The following is a 19,994-nucleotide window of genomic DNA, read 5'->3' as shown; positions in this document are numbered from 1 at the left end:
GCGTCAGCCTTGCCGGTGGGGGGAACCAGATGGGGAATCAAATCAATATCCTGGCGGAAGCTGTCCATGATGGCTTGGGGTTGTCCTACCCGCCGGTCATCGATCTTGGGCCGAAACTGAGCCGCGAGCAGCTTCTTGCCTCCATCCACGCCACGATGAGCCGTCACAAGGGCGGCCCGATCTGGTTGTTCGCATACGGATCATTGATCTGGCGACCCGAGTGCAGCGCCGTCGAGCGTCAGCGCGGACGGGTCCACGGCTATCATCGCGGTCTCTATCTCTGGTCCCACGAACACCGTGGCACGCCCGAGCAGCCAGGGCTGGTATTCGGTCTGGACCGCGGCGGCTCCTGCAGCGGATTCGCCTACCGGTTGCCCGAAGACAATATCGACGAGTCCCTGCTGGCGTTGTGGCAGAGAGAAATGCCGTTCCCGTCCTACCGCCCGCACTGGCTCAACTGCCGACTTGAAGACGGCACCAAGGTGCAGGCGCTGGGATTTGTGCTGGAGCGGCATCTGCCGAGTTACGCTGGCAACCTGCCCGACAGCGTGCTCACCCAAGTGCTGGCCAATGCCAGCGGGCGATACGGGACCACGTGGGAATACGTCGAGCAAACCATCCGCGCACTGCGCACCCACGCCATGCCGGACCTGAGCCTGGAAGCGCGGTTCAAGCGGTGCAGGCCGGTGTTGTTGGCGATATAGCTTCTGGTCCGAATAAGGCTTGATCATCGCACTGACCAAGCCCTTTTCGTTTGAGACTTAAGCCATCTCCTCTCGCGACTGGCTCGCCACCCGCGTATGCCGCAGCGTCGGTATCAGGAACGCTATTGCGAGGATGCAAGCGGACACCAGCAGCACGAAGCCGCCGTCCCAGCCAAAGTGGTCGACCGTGTAACCCATCAGTGCGCTGGCGGCGACCGAGCCACCGAGATAGCCGAACAGGCCGGTGAATCCCGCTGCGGTGCCGGCGGCTTTCTTCGGTGCCAGCTCAAGGGCCTGCAAGCCGACCAGCATGACCGGGCCGTAAATCAGGAAGCCGATCGAGACCAGCGCAATCATGTCGACGGTGGGGTTGCCGGGCGGGTTGAGCCAGTAGACCAACGTCGCAACGGTCACCATTGCCATGAACACGATGCCGGTCAGGCCACGGTTGCCACGAAAGATCTTGTCGGACATCCAGCCGCACAGCAGCGTGCCCGGAATGCCTGCCCACTCATAAAAAAAGTAGGCCCACGAGGTCTTGTCGACGTCGAAGTGCTTGGCTTCTTTCAAGTACGTTGGCGCCCAGTCCAGCACGCCGTAACGCAGCAGGTAAACGAATACGTTGGCCAGCGCGATGTACCAGAGCATTTTGTTACGCAGGACGTATTTGACGAAGATTTCTTTGGCGGTGAATTCCTCTTCGTGGCTCGCGTCGTAGCCTTCCGGGTAGTCGTTCTTGTAGTCCTCGACCGGCGGCAAGCCCACGGACTGTGGGGTGTCGCGCATGGTGACGAAGGCGAACAGGGCGACGAACAGGGCAACCGCCGCAGGCACGTAGAACGCGGCGTGCCAGTCGTTGGTCCAACCCAGCCCGAGCAGGAACAGCGGGCCGATCAAGCCACCACCGACGTTGTGCGCCACATTCCATACCGAGACCACGCCGCCACGCTCCTTCTGCGACCACCAGTGCACCATCGTGCGTCCGCTCGGCGGCCAGCCCATGCCTTGGGCCCAGCCATTGATGAACAGCAGAATGAACATGATGGTTACGCTGGACGTCGCCCAGGGTGCGAATCCGAACACGAACATCACCAGCGCGGAAATCACCAGTCCGAATGGCAGGAAGTAGCGCGGGTTGGAGCGATCCGACACCAGCCCCATCAGGAATTTCGACAGCCCGTACGCAATGGCAATCGCTGAGATCGCGAGGCCCAGTTGGCCACGGGTATATCCCTCGTCGATCAGGTAGGGCATGGCCAGCGAGAAATTCTTGCGCAGCAAATAGTAGCCGGCGTAGCCGAAGAAGATGCCGGCGAAAATCTGCCAGCGAAGGCGGCGGTAGGTAGAGTCGACACGCTCCTCAGGCAGCGGAGCCTGATGTGCGGCAGGACGGAAAAAGGCAAACATCGGGACACTCCATTTATTTTATTGTTATGCGAATCCGAATATTACATTTTCGTTACAGAAAATAGGAAGGCTTCTCATCGGATAAAAAGGACGTAAACACGGGCCGAGAGGGAATTCCTTTGCGAACATCCCGTTTGTGCAGTGCTGTCCATAGGTGGGTTTCGGTGTCTGGGACAGGTAAAGTGCGCGCTCACGCGCTCACGATTGGCAAACCCTCATGCAGTCACCCCCGCTTGGGATTCGGAATAAAAAAATCATCATCCTGTGCCGCGATGTTGGCGGATACCTTGGCCGGCTCAGCACCTTTCTCGGCAAGTCGAACGACGTTGTATTCCTTGACCTGACCCATGGCGCGAAAGAACTGCCATGGCTTCCGGGGAAGCTGCGCCGATGGCTGAAAAAGTACCTGATCGTTAAGCGTGCTCGTGCGGCGATTCGGGCGGCGGGCCATGTCGATGCGCTGCTGGTTGTGAATCCAAGCCAGCTGGATCAGGGTTTGGTCACACTGGCCCAGGCTGCGGCGGCGCTCAGCGTCGCCTATCTGTCTGACGGGATTGCGCGATTGTCGATGCCGATTGATCAACTGGCGACCTTTGACAAGGTCTACACCTTCGATGGCGCTGATGCCCGCGAGTATCAACTGCGCAAGCTCTACAACTACATCTACGAAGAACACGCCGATTTCAGAACGACGTCCGACTTCAAGGCTTTTGTCGTGATGGGCGGCAAGCACCGTGTGGATGTACTCGGGAGGGTCGCTCGGGCGTTTGAACAACTGGGCTACACCAACACCTGCAAGTTCCTGGTGCAGAGCAAGCCAGTGTTGGGGGCCAGTCCATTACTGACCTTCTTTCGGCAGCGCATGGACATCGATGAAACGGCCGAATACGTCAGGCGTTCGGAAATACTGATAGACATCGTCCGGCCGGGGCACGCGGGTTTGAGCTTCCGGTTCTTCGAAGCACTGCTCTATCGCAAGAAAATGATCACAAACAATGCATCGGTGGCGGATTACGACTTCTACGATCCGCGCAACATTCTGATCATCGACAGCGATAACCCCGTGATCCCTGAAGCCTTCATCGCCGGTGAGTACGTGGATCCGCCCGAACAGGTCGTGCAGCGCTACAGCATGGCGAGCTGGGCGAACGAGGTTTTCAGTTCGTCGCCGGCCAGCCCGCCTCGGTTACCCGTTAACGAATCTTAAGCCCTCGGCAAACCGGCATCGGTGCTTGGCGTTGCCTTGCGCAGGAATGGATGCTCGATGCACCAGTACGTCGCGACGCTGATGCTGCTGGTCAGCAGGATGATCAGCGGTAAATACAGCGCGTAACTGCGCGGATCCGGTGTGGCGAAGTCATACGCGCCCAGCAAGCTGAACATGCTGTAGATGACGATGCCGTGCAGCAGGTAAATGCTGAAGCTGGCCTCGCCCAAAATCTTCAATCCTCGAATCTCCAGCAACCCGTGCAAGCTGTTGCCGAGCACAAACAGCGCAAACGGAATGCCGAGGATCAGCATCTGCAGCGTCGAATACGATTTGAGCTTCATGCTGATCAGCAGTATCACGACCGCAACCAACGTGCAGCGCACCCCCGTGAAGTCGATTCGCCACTGGCGCATCCGGTCTTCAAACACCGCCACCGCGATGCCGACAGCGAACAGTTTGATGAACCGGTTGTGAAAGTGATGGTGGTATTCGCCCCACAGGCACGCCAGCACCATCAGCGAGACGACGACTGACATGCCGGGGAGCTTGCGCCGAAGCAGGCAGTACAGCACTGGCAGCGACAGGTAGAAGACCGCTTCATAGAGCAGCGTCCACTGCACCGAGGCGTTGATACGCACGGTGTCTGGAAAACCGTTGATGGGGCTGCCGATGAAAATCACCCATCGGCCGAGCGCCTTGATCGTGTCCATGACCGGCGCGCCGATGCCTGCAGACTGGTACAGCGCGATGGCCGTGATCAGCGCGACGCTGAAGAGGTACATCGGGAAGATTCGCCGCACCCGTGACGACAGGATCTGACGCCATTTCGGCTCGCTGCGGTAGATCTTCGCGGTAAACAGGTAACCCGTGATCATGAAAAACAGCGACACCGGCACCGTGCCCATGTTGTTCAGCACGCGGCTGTCCGTGGTTTCCCAAGCTCCGTTGACGTGCCAGTAATAACTGACGATGAAGTGGTGAACGATGACTGCGGTTGCGAGCACGCCACGCAGGCCGTCCAGCGACGAAACGCGATGGAGCGCGTCTTGGGAGAGGATCGGTAAACGCTGGGTGGCGAGGCAAAATATCGCGATCGACAGCGCGTACAGCGATATCAAAATCAGAGTGACGGTCATCAATACTGGGTCCGCAATTCGTATTGGAGTCGATACCGAATGAGGGCCCGTTCGGTATGTATCGGGCGTGAAATATACGGAACACATCGGGCGCCGTCGCGGGTTGTTTAGCGAGGTGTTGATTTTGGGATCGATCCTACGCAGCTCTGGGAAGTCATGAGCTATTGCCGCCGCAGCCCAACACACAAAATGCGCGCCGGCCCTTTGCACTCAAGCAGGGGGCACACAGGAAGAAGCGCGCAGGTGACGGCAGTGATGAGCAGGTGGGTTTTATGGGTGATACTTGCGGTGTGTATCAAGGTTCATGCAGACGAGCGCAGTGTTGAGTTTGATTACCGCAGGGCGCCCGCCTGGCCGTATTCGCCTTCAAAATCGGGAGTATCCGGGTGGGTCGTCTACAACCTGAAGGCGCACCACGATGGAAAGGTTTCCGCGCCTGAGGTGCTGGACAGCTCGCACCCTCTGTTTTCCCTCTCCGTGGTAAACGTTGCGCCGACATGGCGCGTAAAACCCTGGGTGGTCAGTGATCAGCGTCCGGCAGTTATCTCGCTGCGCCAGGAGCATTACTTCGTCCACCCGCGTGAAGGAAATGCCCCCGTGCCCTGGCTTCATCGCAGCCTGCGACACATGACCTGCGCCCGATTCAACAAGCGACTGGACGACTTCCAGCAAAACTCATCCGGTCTTGAAGAGATCGACATGAGCGTGTTCCGGCACACCTTCAAAGTGCTGGCGAGGGTCGCCACTTACCGCAAGCTGTCCGACGAGCGACGGTTCGCGCTGGGGGATGCGCTGGCAGATGCAGTTCCGGAGATCATTCAGCGATGCCGGGCGAGTCCAGAACTGCGTTACAAGGACGTGTTACCTGATCAAGTGAGGATGATGCTGTGAGCGCGTGGTCAGCCCTTTCAGATTGGAAGCGACCCTGATACACGCTACCTGACCCTCACCACCACCTTGCCCACCGCCTTGCGCTGCGCCAACGATTCAATCGCTTCTGCCGCCTGCTCCAGCGGGTAAACCTTCGACACCAGCGGCTTCAGCTTGCCCTCGCTGAACCAGGTGAACAGTTGCTGGAAATTCGCCGCGTTGTCCTGGGGCTGGCGTTGGGCAAATGAGCCCCAGAACACACCCACAACCGAGGCCCCTTTCAATAGCGCGAGATTGACCGGCAGTTCGGGAATGCGACCACTGGCGAACCCGACGACCAGCAGTCGCCCGTTCCAGGCGATGCCCCTAACGGCCTGATCAAAAAGGTCGCCGCCCACAGGGTCGTAGATCACATCGACGCCGTTGCCGTTGGTGAGGCGTTTGATTTCATCCTTCAGATTGCTTTCGATGTAGTTGATCAAATCGTCGGCGCCTGCGTTTTTGGCGACCTCGAGCTTTTCTGCGCTGCTGGCGGCGGCAATCACGCGAGCGCCCATGGCTTTGCCGATCTCGACGGCAGCGAGGCCGACGCCCCCGGAGGCGCCGAGCACGAGGAGCGTCTCGCCCGCCTGCAGATTGGCGCGCTGTGTGAGGGCGTGCATCGACGTGCCGTAGGTCATGCTGAAGGCGGCGGCGGTGGTGAAGTCCATCGTTTCGGGGATGGGCAGGACGTTGTAACCGGCCACGGCGATCTGTTCAGCGAAGCTGCCCCAGCCTGTCAGCGCCATTACCCGGTCACCGACACGCACATGGCTGACCTTTTCACCGACAGCGGTCACGATACCCGACGCTTCACCTCCAGGCGAAAACGGAAAAGGCGGCTTGAACTGGTATTTGCCTTCGATGATCAGCGTGTCCGGGAAGTTGACCCCGGCAGCGTGCACGTCCAGAAGAATCTCGTTTTTCTTCGGCTCCGGGCTGGGGATTTCCTCCAGCACCAGATCTGCAGCGGGACCGAAGGCTTTACAAAGCACGGCTTTCATCGAGGGCTATTCCTTTTTCGGGGATGGCCGATAAGTACAGGTAGCGAGGTTGTGGGGTCAATGAGCATGGCCCGGCCTGATAGGCGTGCATAAGCTGAAGTAAGCTATGCGGCAAAACGGATTGAGGAGCGGACTGTGAAAGCGTGGATTTTGATGTTGATGGCATTGTCGATGCCGGTTGTGGCGCTGGCCGAAGAGGGCGGGGAGAAGGAAGATCCGAACAAGGTTTCCTACGTTGCGTTGACGCCACCCTTCGTAGGCAACTACTCACTGGATGGCGGCCCGAAACTGCACGTCTATAAGGCCGACGTCGCCTTGCGCGTGACCGGCGCCGAAGCGCAGAAGCTGGTGAAGCAGAACGAGCCGCTGATTCGCAATCAGCTGGTGGCGCTGTTCACTCAGCAAACGGTCGACAGCATGGGCAACGTCGATGCCAAGGAGAAACTGCGTCAGGAAGCCCTGAAGCAGACCCAGCAAGTGCTGACCCAGGAAACCGGCAAGCCCGTGGTTGATGACCTGCTGTTCAACAACTTCATTGCCCAATAACGCCGCGTTCTGAACTCAGCGCAGGCCTAGCACGGCGGCCCATTGTTCGTCCGTCACCGGCATGACGGACAAGCGGCTGCCTTTCTGCACCAGTGGCATCTGCTCCAGTGCGGCTTGTTGCTTCAGAAAACTCAGGCCCAGCACGTTCGGAAACGCCTCGACGAATGCCACATCAAGGGCGCTCCAGGGGTTTTTCTGCTCGGTGGCCTTGGCGTCGAAGTAGTGGCTTTTTTCGTCCAGCGCAGTGGGATCGGGATACGCGGCCTTGACGATTTCTCCGATGCCGGCGATCCCGGGCTCGGGGCAGCTGGAATGGTAGAAAAAGAACTGATCGCCCACGGCCATCGCGCGCATAAAGTTGCGGGCCTGGTAGTTGCGTACACCGTCCCAGCGCGTCTGCCCGAGCTTTTTCAGCCCGCTGATCGAGAGCTCGTCGGGCTCGGATTTCATCAGCCAATAGGCCATTTATAAGGCTCCTGAACAGGTCTTGGGAAAGTTGTCCTACAATTTGATGACAAACCGACAGTCGGCTGGCGCCAGTATTTGCGTGTTGCGTCACGTTGCCGCAGAATGCCGGCATTTTAAGGGCTGCACTATCTGGCGGCCTTGTTTAAACGTTATCGATTTCAGATTCTGATTCGTTACAAAGGGGACGATGAATGCGACGCAAGCCGGATGTACTGTGGATTTTGGCAATTTTGTTCGGCTTGGGAATCGTTACCACCGGTTATGCGCAAAGTCTGTGGGCTGCCAAGGCAGACGCGCCGGTTGAAATCACTCAGCAACAGCAGCCACAGCTCCGCCGCTAAACCGCTTTTTCGCAGCGCGCTTTTTTCACCCAAGCGCGCATTGCTGATGATTCACCCCGCCATATACCAACGCGTACCCGTCACCGTTCCTGCCAACGGAACATCCCAACTGGCGACCGCCAGCTTCCCGACTTTCTGACACTCGTGGGCCAGTCCCAGCAGCACCGGCTTGCGCCAGGTTTTACGACGCGCGAGATAAGCCAGGCTGCGGTCGTAAAAGCCGCCACCCATGCCAAGACGTCCCCCGTCCGGATCGAACCCCACGAGCGGCATCAGCACCAGGTCGAGCGTCCAGATCTTGCGCTGTCGCCTGGCATTGGTACGTGGCTCCGGGATGCGGAACCGGTTCGGCTTGAACGTCTCCCCGGGGCGCACGCGCTGAAACACCATTTTGGTTCGAGGCCAGGCACTGAGCACCGGCAGGTACGTGGTCTTGCCGCGTTTTTGAGCAGCACGGAGGAGCAGGCGCGGGTCGATTTCACCGTCCATCGGAAGGTAGAGCGAAACGTGACGGGCGCGGCGAAACAGCGGGTTTTGCGCCAGTTGACGGTACAGGCCCTGCGCCGCCTGTCGCTGTTCTGCCGGGCTGAGCGCGCGACGATTATGGCGAAGAAGCCGACGCAACTGTGGTCGAGAGAGGCTTGAAGGATCTGGAAGGGGAGCGGCGCCGGATGAGGTCATGCTGGCGGGTCCGTGAGGCGTTGGATAGTGATGTCGTGGAATCAGGCAGATTCACGATGCCCACCGCCAGACGGGGCGCCTGGCGATGGGTAGAAAGTTCGAGACTCCCCGACGAACCGCTGTCGGTGTAGCCCTTGAACCCGAAAGTTCAAGGTGGAGATTGCAGGAGGTTTTAAGGCTTTCCGTCGAGCGGACATGCACACCAACCCCAACGTGCAACCCCCGTGGTTGTGCGTATCGGCTCAGGGACATGACCGACTGGCAAGCACTCCAGGGAGCGGTCGCAAGTATACCCAATCATGTCCGAACAATCAGCCTTGTGCTTTATCCGAATCCGTGGCAAGGACCAGGTCTACACGGTCCAGCAAATCGCGAACCTGCTCACTGTTGGCACCATTGGCCTGGGCCTTTGCGGGTGGCAGTTCCTGTTTGTGCAGAAGGTCATGGGTAATATTCAGTGCGGCCATCACCGCAATACGGTCGGCGCCGATGACTTTGCCGCTGCTGCGGATCTCGCGCATTTTGCCGTCCAGATAACGCGCGGCGCTGACCAGATTGGTGCGCTCCTCTTGCGGGCAGATGATCGAATATTCTTTGTCGAGGATTTGCACGGTGATGCTGTTGCCATTACTCATGAGTCTTGCTCCAGGGCCTTGAGGCGCGAAATCATGGACTCGACCTTTTGCCGGGCGATTTCGTTTTTTTCAATGAGTTGAGCGCGTTCCTCGCGCCAGGATTTTTCCTGAGCTAATAGGAGTCCGTTTTGACTTTTTAGTTGCTCGACACGATTGATCAATAACTCCAGTCGAGCCATCAGCGCTTGCAGGTCGTTGTCTTCCATTGTTTTCCACTGATTACTTTCAGATGAGTGGTGCAGGCGCTGGCGTCTGGATTCGCCCCGGACATCGCCTGATAGCTTGGGCGCGTCTGCCGGTGCTACGATACAAGGCCTTCATTCTAGACATTGCGCCGGTTGGCGCCTAGTTGCCCATGCCTATTCAGAATTCCCCGTACAACGGCTTCGCCGCCCTGCTTGCCAGCAGTGGTCATCATGTATCTCCTGCCGAATTGCACGGCCTCTTGCTGGGCCGCAGTTGCGCCGGCGCAGGCTTCGATGCAGAAGAGTGGCTGTCCGACGCTCATCTGCTGCTGGAAACAGAGCCAGACGACAAAGTGCGTCAGGCCCTGATCGGCCTGCAGGCAATGGTCAAAAGCGAACTGACCGGTGACGACATGACCGTCGTGTTGCTGTTGCCCGGCGATGATGAGCCCCTGGCTGCACGCACCGCCGCCATGGCCCAGTGGTGCCAGGGCTTTCTCAGCGGCTTTGCCCGGGTGGGTGGCCAGTCACTGAGCGATGATGCCAGGGACGTGCTGCAAGACTTGGCCGCCATCGCGCAGGTTCATGACGCGCTGGACGAGTCCGAAGATGGCGAGAGCGACTACATGGAAGTCATGGAGTACCTGCGCGTTGCGCCGTTGCTGCTGTTCACCGAGTTCAACCAGAAAACCGATGCTGACGACGAAGCCAAGCCTTCTTTGCACTGACAGCGCGTCATCGCTGCTTCGGCCATGCCGCCCTTGCGCGGCGGTGGCCGAAGCGCATCTCCCGGAGAACCGCACTTGCCCATGATTCATATCCCGAAAGCCGAATATGCCCGCCGCCGCAAGGCGTTGATGGAGCAGATGGAGCCCAACAGCATCGCCATCCTGCCAGCGGCGGCTGTGGCGATTCGAAATCGGGACGTCGAGCATGTGTACCGCCAGGACAGCGACTTTCAGTACCTGAGTGGCTTCCCCGAACCGGAAGCGGTGATCGTGCTGATCCCTGGCCGCGAGTACGGTGAGTACGTCCTGTTCTGTCGCGAACGCAATCCCGAGCGCGAGTTGTGGGACGGCCTGCGCGCGGGCCAGGACGGCGCGATGCGCGAGTACGGCGCCGATGATGCCTTCCCGATCACCGACATCGACGACATCCTGCCCGGCCTCATCGAGGGTCGCGATCGGGTGTATTCGTCCATGGGCAGCAATCCTGAATTCGACCGCCATGTGATGGAGTGGATCAACGTCATCCGTTCCAAGGCGCACCTGGGTGCGCAGCCGCCCAAAGAATTCGTTGCGCTGGATCACTTGCTTCACGACATGCGCCTGTATAAATCGGCGGCCGAAGTGAAGGTGATGCGTGAGGCCGCGCAGATCTCGGCCCGTGCCCATGTGCGAGCCATGCAGGCCAGTCGCGCCGGGCTGTACGAGTTCAGCCTGGAAGCGGAGCTTGATTACGAATTCCGCAAGGGCGGCGCGAAGATGCCGGCCTATGGCTCCATCGTCGCCTCGGGGCGCAACGCCTGCATCCTGCATTACCAGGAGAACGACGCGCCGCTCAAAGACGGTGACCTGGTACTGATCGATGCCGGTTGCGAGATCGACTGTTACGCCAGTGACATTACCCGTACCTTCCCGGTAAGCGGCAAATTCTCCGCCGAACAGAAGGCGATTTACGAGGTGGTGCTCAAATCCCAGGAAGCGGCGTTTGCAGCAATCAAACCCGGAAATCACTGGAATCAGGCCCACGAGGCTACGGTTCGTGTCATCACCGAAGGGCTGGTTGAGCTGGGGCTGCTGCGAGGCGCGGTGGATGAACTGATTGCTGCCGAAGCGTACAAAGCTTTTTACATGCACCGCGCCGGACACTGGTTGGGCATGGACGTGCACGACGTCGGCGAATACAAGGTCGGCGGAGAGTGGCGTGTTCTGGAGGCCGGGATGGCGCTGACGGTCGAGCCCGGCATTTATGTGTCCCCGGACAATCAGACCGTCGCCAAAAAGTGGCGCGGGATTGGCGTGCGAATCGAGGATGACGTCGTGGTAACCAAAAAAGGCTGTGAAATCCTGACGGGCGATGTGCCAAAAACCGTTGCCGAGATCGAGGCCCTGATGGCCGCAGCACGAACCCAAGCCGCATGAGCCGCTTTAATCTGGCCATCGTGGGTGGCGGACTGGTCGGCGCAAGCCTGGCCCTGGCCCTGCAAGCCGGGGCGAAGGCGCGAGGCTGGAAAATCGTCCTGATCGAGCCGTTTGCGCCCGGCGACACGTACCAACCCAGCTACGACGCGCGCTCTTCAGCGCTGTCTTTCGGCGCGCGGCAGATCTACGAGCGCCTGGGCCTGTGGCAGCAGATCAGCCGCCGCGCCGAGCCGATCCTCAACATTCACGTTTCCGACAAAGGCCGGTTTGGCGCCGCGCACCTGTCTTCGATGGAAGAAGGCGTTCCGGCCCTGGGCTACGTGGTTGAAAACGCCTGGCTGGGCCAATGCCTGTGGCAGGCGCTGGACAAGGACGTGATCAGTTGGCGGGTCCCGGCCGAAGTCACGCACATGCAGGCGCTGCCCGATGGCTACCAACTCACGCTCAATGACGAAACTCAGCTCACCTGCGACCTGGCGGTGCTGGCCGATGGCGGCCGTTCCAGCCTGCGCGAGCAGTTGGGCATTGCCGTGCGACACACGCCATACGATCAAAGCGCGCTGATCGCCAACATCACGCCGGGAGACCCACACGGTGGTGAGGCCTTCGAGCGGTTTACCGAAAATGGCCCCATGGCGTTGCTGCCGCTTCCGGATAATCGTTGCGCGCTGGTCTGGACGCGCACCGGCGATGACGTTCAACGGCTGATGGCGCTGGACGACCGAAGCTTCCTGGAAGAACTGCAGGGCGTCTTCGGCTTCCGGCTGGGCGCACTGAAGCAAGTGGGGGCGCGCCACAGCTATCCGCTGGCGCTGATCGAGGCCGAAGAGCAGATCCGCTCCCATCTGGTGGTGCTCGGCAATGCCGCCCACAGTCTTCATCCGATTGCGGGGCAGGGCTTCAACCTGTCGCTGCGTGATGCTGCCTCCCTGGCCGAGGCGCTGCTGGCCAGTGATGCACCGCTGGGCGAGCTGTCGACGTTGCAGGTGTATCGCGAGCGCCAGCGGGTTGATCAAAAACTGACCGTCGGCTTTTCCGATCAGGTCACCCGGTTGTTCAGCAGTCAGCAGTCGGTCGTGACTGCAGGCCGCAATCTGGGCCTCCTGGGCCTGGATCTGTTGCCTTCGGCCAAGAGCTGGTTCGCCCGTCAGGCCATGGGCCTGGGAACGCGAAGCGATGTCTGAACACTCCATTCATTCGTGGCCTTCGCCACAGTCGAGAACGATTTAAAGCATGGAAACGCGCGCAGATCTGCTGATTGTCGGGGCCGGAATGGTGGGGAGTGCGCTCGCGCTGGCGCTACGAGACAGTGGGCTGAACATCCTTGTGGTGGATGGCGGTCCCCTGACGGTCAAACCGTTCGTGGCTGATGCCCCCTTCGAAGCCCGGGTCAGTGCGTTGTCCATCGCCAGTCAGCGCATTCTTGAGCGGCTTGGCGTCTGGGATGGCATCGTTGCGCGTCGCGTCAGCCCCTACAGCGACATGCACGTGTGGGATGGCAGCGGCACGGGCAAGGTGCATTTTTCTGCTTCCAGCGTTCACGCTCAGGTGCTTGGGCACATCGTCGAAAACCGCGTGGTGCAGGATGCGTTGGTCGAACGTCTGCATGCCAGCGACATCGGCTTGTTGGCAGACGTGCGTCTGGAGCAGATGCGTCACTCCGGCGATGACTGGCTCCTGACGCTCTCCGACGGCCGCACATTGCGTGCGCCGCTGGTGGTCGCCGCCGATGGCGCCAACTCGACCGTACGACGCATGACCGGCACCGCGACGCGGGAGTGGGACTACCTGCACCACGCCATCGTGACGAGCGTGCAAACGGCGGACTCCCACCGTAAAACCGCCTGGCAGCGCTTCACTGACAGTGGCCCGCTGGCCTTTTTGCCGCTCGACCGAGAGGGTGAGCATTGGTGCTCCATCGTCTGGTCGGTGACGCCGGAGCAATCCGAGCGTTTGATGAAGCTCGACGACGAACGCTTCTGCCGTGAGCTGGAGAATGCGTTCGAAGGCCGTCTCGGACCGGTGATTTCTGTTGATCCGCGGCTTTGCGTGCCGCTGCGTCAACGCCACGCCAAGCGCTACATAGCGCCCGGCCTTGCGCTGATCGGCGATGCCGCGCACACCATCCATCCGTTGGCGGGGCAGGGCGTCAACCTGGGCTTTCTCGACGCAGCGGTGCTGGCCGAAGTGCTGCGCGGTGCGGTGGAGCGCGGCGAACGTCTGGCCGATGAGCGCGTGTTGAGCCGTTACGAGCGTCGGCGCATGCCGCATAACCTGACCTTGATGGCGGCGATGGAAGGCTTCGAGCGACTGTTCCAGGCTGACGCGCTGCCGGTTCGTCTGTTACGCAACGCCGGGCTGAAGATGGTCGATCGTTCGGCAGAGGCCAAAGCGTTGTTCGTGCGTCAGGCCTTGGGCCTGACCGGGGACCTCCCGACGCTGGCACGGCTCTGACATCACGGCACTTTTTGTCCGCGCGCTTCACCGTGGGACCGGCTTCAGCCGGGAAAGCGCCATTCGTTACGCCGCGAATCTGATGGCGTTCAAGCTGGCCTCTTCCCGGCTGAAGCCGGTCCCACTGTAACTGCGCGTGCGTTCAGTGGTGCCGGGTGTGGCACCGCCGGCACCTCGCAACATCCGGTAACGCCTCAATCCTGACTTCGGTTGAGATGGCAGATGCGATTCACTACCATTTCGCCTCGTTTTTCCCCTCTCTCGAATCAGGAGAACCTGCATGCAGGCGAGCAAGCGTCTTTTGGCTGCCCTGGCATTAACCGTGCTCGGCAGCACCGCCCAGGCCGCAGATGAAGTGGTGGTGTATTCCTCCAGAATCGATGAGCTGATCAAACCGGTGTTCGATGCCTACACCGCCAAGACCGGCGTGAAGGTCAAATTCATCACCGACAAGGAAGCGCCGCTGATGCAGCGCATCAAGGCCGAGGGCCAGAACGCAACGGCTGACCTGCTGCTCACCGTCGACGCGGGCAACCTCTGGCAAGCTGAGCAAATGGGCATCCTGCAGCCGTTCACTTCGCCGGTCATCGACGCCAACATTCCGTCCCAGTACCGCTCTTCCACCCACAGCTGGACCGGCCTGAGCCTGCGCGCGCGGACCATTGCCTACTCCACCGATCGCGTCAAACCTGCAGAACTCACCACCTACGAAGCCCTGGCCGACAAACAGTGGGAAGGGCGTCTTTGCCTGCGTACCGCCAAAAAGGTTTACAACCAGTCGCTGACCGCCACGCTGATCGAAACCCACGGCGCCGAGGCGTCGGAGAAGATTCTCAAGGGCTGGGTGAACAACCTCTCGACCGACGTGTTCTCCGATGACATCGCGGTGCTGGAAGCCATCAATGCCGGCCAATGCGACGTCGGCATCGTCAACACCTACTACTACGGCCGTTTGCACAAGGACAACCCGGATCTCGCCGTGCGCCTGTTCTGGCCCAATCAGTCGGATCGCGGCGTGCACGTTAATCTTTCCGGCATTGGCCTCACCAAGCACGCGCCCCACCCAGACGCCGCCAAAGCGCTGGTGGAATGGATGACGGGCCCTGAAGCCCAGACCATATTCGCCGGCACCAATCAGGAATTTCCGGCCAACCCGAAAGTGGCGCCTTCTGAAGAAGTGGCGAGCTGGGGCGCATTCAAGGCGGACACCATCCCGGTTGAAGTGGCCGGTCGGCGGCAGGCCGAGGCGATTCGCATGATGGACCGCGCTGGCTGGAACTGATCTTTCGCGAAAGAAGGCCGGGTTAACGCCGGCTTTGCATCCTGACAAAGACCCTGTGGGAGCGCCACCCCGGTCACTCCCACCGAGGGCTTCGGCAACCCGCAACTCTCCATGAGTAACCCCCTTGGCCCACTCCCCCCAGCGTCGCTGGTACCCCCTGGTTTTCAGCATTGCCGCGCTGGTGCTGCTGCCGTTAAGCGTTCTGCTGTTTTCCTGGCAAACCATCGATCAGCAGATCTGGTCCCACCTCTGGGAAACCCAGATGCCGCGGTTACTGGGCAACACCCTGACGTTGGTGATTGGCGTGGGGCTGGGCGTCACGCTGCTGGGCGTGAGTCTGGCGTGGCTGACGGCGCTTTGTGAGTTTCCAGGGCGCCGCTGGCTCGACTGGGCACTGATGCTGCCGTTTGCCATCCCGGCATATGTGCTGGCGTTTGTCTTTGTGGGTTTGCTGGATTTCGCAGGCCCGGTGCAGACGCTGCTGCGCGAGTGGTTCGGTTCCGGCCTGCGTCTGCCGCGAGTGCGCTCCACCGGCGGCGTGATTATCGTGCTGGTGCTGGTGTTCTATCCCTACGTGTATCTGTTGGCGCGCACGGCATTTCTGGCCCAGGGCAAAGGCCTGATGGAGGCCGCGCGCATTTTGGGGCAGTCGCCGTGGCAAGCGTTCTGGCGCGTGGCATTGCCCATGGCGCGGCCGGCGATCGGTGCCGGTGTCGCGTTGGCGTTGATGGAAACCCTGGCGGATTTCGGCGCGGTGTCGGTGTTCAATTTCGACACCTTCACCACTGCGATCTACAAAACCTGGTATGGCTTCTTCAGCCTGTCGAGCGCCGCGCAGCTGGCGAGCCTGTTGCTGCTGGCGGTCATGGTCCTGCTGTACGGCGAGCATCGCGCGCGGGGCGCGAGCCGGCCAAGCAACGAGCGCCCGCGGGTCAAGGCGCTGTATCACCTGCACGGATTAAAAGCCGCCGCCGCCAGCACGTGGTGTGGACTGGTGTTCGCCTGCGCGTTTGTGGTGCCGCTGTTGCAGTTGGTTGTCTGGGTCTGGCAGCGCGGGCGTTTCGACCTCGACGAGCGCTACGCCGGGTTGATTCTGCACACGCTTTATCTGGGCGGCATCGCTGCGCTGGTCACGGTCTGCGTGGCGATGATCCTTGTGTTTGCCCGGCGTCTCGCCCCCACCCGCGCCATCCGCTCGGGCGTCAGCGTCGCCAACATTGGCTATGCGCTGCCCGGCTCGGTGCTGGCGGTGTCGATCATGTTGGCGTTCAGTTACCTGGATCGGGAACTGGTTGTGCCGTTATCCAGCTGGCTGGGCGGCCCTGGCCGGCCGTTGCTGCTGGGCAGCCTCGGGGCGCTCGTGCTTGCGTATCTGGTGCGTTTTATCGCGGTCGCGTACGGGCCGCTCGAGAACAGCCTGTCGCGGATTCGCCCGTCACTGCCCGAAGCCGCGCGCAGTCTGGGGGTCAGCGGGCCGCGATTGTTTTTCAGGATTTATCTGCCGCTGCTCATACCCGGCACGTTGAGCGCTGCGCTGCTGGTCTTCGTCGACGTCCTCAAGGAAATGCCCGCCACGCTGCTCATGCGCCCGTTTGGCTGGGACACGCTGGCCGTGCGCGTCTTCGAAATGACCAGCGAAGGTGAGTGGGCGCGTGCGGCTTTGCCTGCGCTGACCCTGGTGCTGGTCGGGCTGCTCCCGGTCATCGGTTTGATCAGACGTTCGGCCAAGCCGATTGGTTAGGTGCGGGGTCCCAACCTTGCGGCTACAATGCGCCGCAATCGACTCGGTCTGTCAGACGATTCCTCAGATTAGCAAAGGTTTCAGACCCCAATTCACGGGGGATTTGCGGGATTGTCATTGACCGCGTCTTCGCCACGCCCGGAAGGAGAAACCCATGGGACAGCGTACGCCCCTCTTTGACCTGCACCTCGCGCTTGGCGCGAAGCTCGTCGATTTTGGTGGTTGGGACATGCCCTTGCACTACGGCTCCCAAGTTGAGGAGCACCATCAGGTGCGCCGGGACTGCGGGATTTTCGACGTGTCGCACATGCATGTGCTCGACGTATCCGGCAGTCAGGCCAAGCCCTGGCTGCAGCATCTGCTGGCCAACGACGTCGGTAGATTGCAACAGACCGGGCAGGCGCTTTACAGCGCAATGCTCGACACCCACGGCGGTATCGTCGACGACATGATCGTGTACCTGACCGACGAGGGTTATCGACTGGTGGTCAACGCAGCCACCGGCGACAAGGACCTGGACTGGATGAACGCCAACCTTGCCGGCTACGACGTGCGCGTCAAGCACCGCTCGGAGCTTGCGATGCTCGCCATTCAGGGACCGAACGCCCGTCAGAAAATCGGCGAACTGGTCAATCAGGAACGCACCGCGCTTATCCACACCCTCAGACCCTTCGAAGGTCAGCAGGAAGGCGACTGGTTCATCGCCCGCACGGGTTACACCGGTGAGGACGGACTGGAGATCATCCTGCCAGCCACCGAAGCCTGCAGTTTCTTCAACGACATGGTCGGCGCCGGCATTTCCCCGATCGGACTGGGCGCACGCGATACGCTGCGTCTGGAAGCGGGCATGAACCTGTATGGTCAGGAAATCGACGAGCAGGTCTCGCCGCTGGTCTCCAACATGGCCTGGACGGTGGCGTGGATGCCTGAAGAGCGCGAGTTCATCGGGCGCTCTGCACTCGAAGCGGAGCGAAAGCGAGGCATCTCATCAAGGCTTGTAGGACTGGTCCTCGAAGAGCGGGGCGTTTTGCGCGCTCATCAGGTCGTCCGGATAGCGGAAGTTGGCGAAGGAGAGATCACCAGTGGTAGTTTCTCTCCTACGCTAAGCAAGTCGATCGCGCTGGCGCGAGTGCCGATGGCCACTGCTGACCGTGCCGAGGTGGAAATCCGGGGCAAGTGGTACCCGGTCCGAGTGGTTCGACCCGCATTCGTGCGTCACGGCAAGGCCCTGATATAACCTGATTTGAAAGCCATCCCTGGCGGGTTTTTCCGCTGACCTGATGAAGTAGAGAGGATAAGAACATGAGCACTATTCCCGCCGAACTGCGTTTTGCCGAGAGCCACGAGTGGGCCAAGCAAGAGGGTGATCTGATCGTTGTCGGTATTTCCGATCATGCGCAGGAAGCGCTGGGTGACGTCGTGTTCGTCGAGCTGCCTGAAGTGGGTAAAGTTTTCTCGGCACCAGGTGATCAGGCCGGTGTCGTTGAGTCGGTAAAGGCTGCATCCGACATCTACTCGCCCGTGGCCGGCGAAGTCGTTGAAGTCAACGAGGCGCTGTCGGGTGAGCCAGAGGCACTGAACAACTCGCCTTACGATTCGTGGATCTTCAAGGTCAAGCCAGCCAATGCCGCAGACTTGGACAAGCTGCTCGACGCAGCCGGCTACAAGGCGCTGATCGCCGAATAAGCCCATCGGTCAGGCACAAAAAAGCCGCTCACATGAGCGGCTTTTTTTGCGAGCGATATCGGCGTCAGAACGCCAATTCATCCCGATGTGTCTGACTTATTGCTCGGCAACCAGATTCTTCGCCAGGATGGCGTTTGCCAGGTCCATGTCCGATGCCTTCAGGGCCGGGTTATCTTTGCGCACTTGATCCATCGCCGCTCCAAGGTACGGGCCACGGATTTCGCCGTTGCTGGCCACGAAGCTGCCAGCGTCGTCTTGTGCCGCGACGATCAGCTTGTGGTGACGAAAGGTGAGGTAGGTGGAGCCGGTTGTGGCACCAGACGAAAGCACATCCCGCAGAAAACCGTCGGCCATTGCTGAACCGACCGGCAGGGAAAGCAAGGCTAACGTGGCTACAGCAAGTTTAAGACGCATGACGGGTACTCCGATGTTGGTTTGTTCTGAAACGATTTGATACGCCATCTCCCGTTCTAGTTCCCCACCCACAGAGGGGCATAGCGCCCCGTTCTGCAAAATTGCCCCGTTCCTGGAGTTCATCAACGTTCATGGAGTCACCGTTGATGACGGTGATAAGTTGATCGGGCAGAGTAAGGTGACTGCACTCTGCGCAGCGAACCTTCCGTATCTGACAGGAAGAACAGCTGGCGCAGCCAATCGAGCTTCACGCCACAAAAACAATAGGAGAGCGTCATGGCTGTTCTGGAAAGTTTTCGTCTCGACGGCAGGGTGGCCCTGATCACCGGCTCCAGCGCAGGCATCGGACTGGCGATCGCGCGAGGCCTGGCCGAAGCGGGCGCCACCGTCGTGCTCAACGGCCGCAGCGCCGAGACATTGCATTCGGCCGCCCAAGCGTTGACGGCCGAGGGGCATGCGGTCCACACCCAGCGTTTTGATGTGACGGACAGCGCGGCGGTCGCCGCTGCGGTTCAGGACATCGAGGCGCGCGTCGGGCCGCTGGAAATCCTGGTCAACAACGCTGGCATCCAGCGGCGCGGGCCGCTGGCGGAGTTTGCCGAAGCGGACTGGCACGAGCTGATGCGCACCAACCTCGACAGTGCCTTCTTCGTCGGTCAAGCGGTCGCGCGCTGCATGATCCCCCGTGGGCGCGGGCGCATCATCAACATCTGTTCGGTGCAGAGCGAGCTGGGCCGCCCGGGTATTGCGCCGTACACGGCAAGCAAGGGCGCGCTGAAAATGCTGACCAAGGGCATGGCGATCGATTGGGGCCCGTTCGGCCTCAACGTCAACGGAATCGGGCCGGGCTACTTCAAAACCGAACTGAACGCTGCGCTGGTGGCCAACGCCGAATTCAGCGACTGGCTGGTGCAGCGGACCCCGAGCCGCCGTTGGGGCGAAGTGTCTGAACTGGCAGGCGCGGCGGTGTTTCTGGCTTCTGACGCGGCCAGCTTCGTCAACGGCCACATCCTTTACGTCGACGGTGCCATCACGGCATCGCTGTAA

Annotated in this window: 22 protein-coding genes and 1 other RNA gene; 14 read left to right on the top strand and 9 right to left on the bottom strand. The window is 60.5% G+C overall.

The features are described 5' to 3' along the window. Nucleotides 1-29 precede the first annotated feature (29 nt). Nucleotides 30-704, top strand: a complete 675-nt coding sequence (locus SLW74_RS04605) for a gamma-glutamylcyclotransferase (protein ID WP_065987468.1) — start codon at nt 30-32, stop codon at nt 702-704. A gap of 57 nt (nt 705-761) precedes the next feature. Here SLW74_RS04605 and glpT read toward each other — a convergent pair whose 3' ends face one another. Continuing rightward, nucleotides 762-2,111: a glycerol-3-phosphate transporter gene (gene glpT / locus SLW74_RS04600; protein WP_192130697.1), complete on the bottom strand. Its 1,350-nt coding sequence runs from the start codon at nt 2,109-2,111 to the stop codon at nt 762-764. A gap of 217 nt (nt 2,112-2,328) precedes the next feature. On the opposite strand from glpT, the gene SLW74_RS04595 reads away from it, so the two are divergent. Further along, nucleotides 2,329-3,318, top strand: a complete 990-nt coding sequence (locus tag SLW74_RS04595) for a hypothetical protein (RefSeq protein ID WP_192130698.1) — start codon at nt 2,329-2,331, stop codon at nt 3,316-3,318. On the opposite strand, the gene SLW74_RS04590 is transcribed toward SLW74_RS04595, so the two are convergent. Beyond that, on the bottom strand, nt 3,315-4,457 hold the full coding sequence (locus SLW74_RS04590) for an acyltransferase family protein (RefSeq protein ID WP_410928258.1): 1,143 nt from the start codon (nt 4,455-4,457) through the stop codon (nt 3,315-3,317). The genes SLW74_RS04595 and SLW74_RS04590 overlap by 4 nt on opposite strands. Nucleotides 4,458-4,700: 243 nt before the next feature. On the opposite strand from SLW74_RS04590, the gene SLW74_RS04585 reads away from it, so the two are divergent. Continuing rightward, nucleotides 4,701-5,348, top strand: coding sequence for an energy transducer TonB (locus tag SLW74_RS04585; RefSeq protein WP_410928257.1), 648 nt, complete (start codon nt 4,701-4,703; stop codon nt 5,346-5,348). A gap of 44 nt (nt 5,349-5,392) precedes the next feature. On the opposite strand, the gene SLW74_RS04580 is transcribed toward SLW74_RS04585, so the two are convergent. Beyond that, nucleotides 5,393-6,370 (bottom strand): NADPH:quinone oxidoreductase family protein, encoded by a 978-nt coding sequence (locus tag SLW74_RS04580; RefSeq protein ID WP_410928256.1) that lies wholly within the window; start codon nt 6,368-6,370, stop codon nt 5,393-5,395. A 135-nt stretch (nt 6,371-6,505) separates the two neighbouring features. Between SLW74_RS04580 and SLW74_RS04575 the strand changes: the two genes are divergently transcribed. Then, nucleotides 6,506-6,916, top strand: a complete 411-nt coding sequence (locus SLW74_RS04575) for a flagellar basal body-associated protein FliL (RefSeq protein WP_065987463.1) — start codon at nt 6,506-6,508, stop codon at nt 6,914-6,916. Between the two features lie 15 nt (nt 6,917-6,931). Here the strand turns inward: SLW74_RS04575 and SLW74_RS04570 are convergent, their stop codons facing one another. Further along, nucleotides 6,932-7,381 carry an EVE domain-containing protein gene (locus SLW74_RS04570; RefSeq protein WP_296308188.1) on the bottom strand — a complete coding sequence of 150 codons (450 nt, stop codon included), beginning with the start codon at nt 7,379-7,381 and terminating at the stop codon, nt 6,932-6,934. Nucleotides 7,382-7,575: 194 nt separating this feature from the next. On the opposite strand from SLW74_RS04570, the gene SLW74_RS04565 reads away from it, so the two are divergent. Then, nucleotides 7,576-7,725, top strand: a complete 150-nt coding sequence (locus SLW74_RS04565; protein ID WP_122534092.1) for a hypothetical protein — start codon at nt 7,576-7,578, stop codon at nt 7,723-7,725. Nucleotides 7,726-7,776: 51 nt separating this feature from the next. On the opposite strand, the gene SLW74_RS04560 is transcribed toward SLW74_RS04565, so the two are convergent. The 4 genes from SLW74_RS04560 to SLW74_RS04545 form a co-directional block, all read right to left on the bottom strand. Beyond that, nucleotides 7,777-8,406, bottom strand: coding sequence for a 5-formyltetrahydrofolate cyclo-ligase (locus tag SLW74_RS04560; protein ID WP_192130703.1), 630 nt, complete (start codon nt 8,404-8,406; stop codon nt 7,777-7,779). 101 nt (nt 8,407-8,507) lie between these two features. Next, nucleotides 8,508-8,686: non-coding RNA, 6S RNA (ssrS, locus tag SLW74_RS04555), on the bottom strand. A 31-nt stretch (nt 8,687-8,717) separates the two neighbouring features. After that, entirely contained in the window at nt 8,718-9,041 is a 324-nt protein-coding gene (locus tag SLW74_RS04550; protein ID WP_065987460.1) for a cell division protein ZapA, read from the bottom strand. Continuing rightward, a complete protein-coding gene (locus tag SLW74_RS04545; RefSeq protein ID WP_037016503.1) occupies nt 9,038-9,247 on the bottom strand; it encodes a TIGR02449 family protein in 210 nt (69 codons plus the stop codon). Before SLW74_RS04545 ends, SLW74_RS04550 begins: the two co-directional genes overlap by 4 nt. A gap of 149 nt (nt 9,248-9,396) precedes the next feature. Between SLW74_RS04545 and SLW74_RS04540 the strand changes: the two genes are divergently transcribed. The 8 genes from SLW74_RS04540 (at nt 9,397) to gcvH (ending at nt 18,533) form a co-directional block, all read left to right on the top strand. Further along, complete coding sequence (locus tag SLW74_RS04540; protein ID WP_192130705.1) at nt 9,397-9,954, top strand: YecA family protein; 558 nt, start codon at nt 9,397-9,399, stop codon at nt 9,952-9,954. Between the two features lie 81 nt (nt 9,955-10,035). Then, nucleotides 10,036-11,370, top strand: a complete 1,335-nt coding sequence (pepP, locus tag SLW74_RS04535; protein ID WP_065987458.1) for a Xaa-Pro aminopeptidase — start codon at nt 10,036-10,038, stop codon at nt 11,368-11,370. Next, on the top strand, nt 11,367-12,554 hold the full coding sequence (gene ubiH, locus SLW74_RS04530) for a 2-octaprenyl-6-methoxyphenyl hydroxylase (protein WP_410928255.1): 1,188 nt from the start codon (nt 11,367-11,369) through the stop codon (nt 12,552-12,554). The genes pepP and ubiH overlap by 4 nt, the downstream gene beginning before the upstream one ends. A gap of 49 nt (nt 12,555-12,603) precedes the next feature. Next, entirely contained in the window at nt 12,604-13,824 is a 1,221-nt protein-coding gene (locus tag SLW74_RS04525) for a 2-octaprenyl-3-methyl-6-methoxy-1,4-benzoquinol hydroxylase (protein ID WP_065987456.1), read from the top strand. Between the two features lie 280 nt (nt 13,825-14,104). Then, nucleotides 14,105-15,106, top strand: a complete 1,002-nt coding sequence (locus SLW74_RS04520) for an extracellular solute-binding protein (RefSeq protein ID WP_296308179.1) — start codon at nt 14,105-14,107, stop codon at nt 15,104-15,106. Nucleotides 15,107-15,230: 124 nt separating this feature from the next. After that, nucleotides 15,231-16,847 carry an ABC transporter permease gene (locus tag SLW74_RS04515; RefSeq protein ID WP_410928254.1) on the top strand — a complete coding sequence of 539 codons (1,617 nt, stop codon included), beginning with the start codon at nt 15,231-15,233 and terminating at the stop codon, nt 16,845-16,847. A 154-nt stretch (nt 16,848-17,001) separates the two neighbouring features. Next, a complete protein-coding gene (gene gcvT, locus SLW74_RS04510) occupies nt 17,002-18,084 on the top strand; it encodes a glycine cleavage system aminomethyltransferase GcvT (protein WP_410928253.1) in 1,083 nt (360 codons plus the stop codon). Between the two features lie 65 nt (nt 18,085-18,149). Continuing rightward, nucleotides 18,150-18,533, top strand: a complete 384-nt coding sequence (gcvH, locus tag SLW74_RS04505) for a glycine cleavage system protein GcvH (protein WP_296308176.1) — start codon at nt 18,150-18,152, stop codon at nt 18,531-18,533. A gap of 96 nt (nt 18,534-18,629) precedes the next feature. Here gcvH and SLW74_RS04500 read toward each other — a convergent pair whose 3' ends face one another. Next, a complete protein-coding gene (locus SLW74_RS04500; protein ID WP_410928356.1) occupies nt 18,630-18,947 on the bottom strand; it encodes a DUF2388 domain-containing protein in 318 nt (105 codons plus the stop codon). Nucleotides 18,948-19,223: 276 nt separating this feature from the next. Here SLW74_RS04500 and SLW74_RS04495 point away from each other — a divergent pair, with 276 nt between their 5' ends. Then, nucleotides 19,224-19,994 (top strand): glucose 1-dehydrogenase, encoded by a 771-nt coding sequence (locus SLW74_RS04495; RefSeq protein WP_410928252.1) that lies wholly within the window; start codon nt 19,224-19,226, stop codon nt 19,992-19,994.

This window comes from Pseudomonas sp. W5-36 (assembly GCF_046540455.1).
GTDB lineage: Bacteria > Pseudomonadota > Gammaproteobacteria > Pseudomonadales > Pseudomonadaceae > Aquipseudomonas > Aquipseudomonas graminis_B.
Note: the sequence above shows the minus strand (reverse complement) of the source record. Positions and strands in the feature narration are given on the sequence as shown.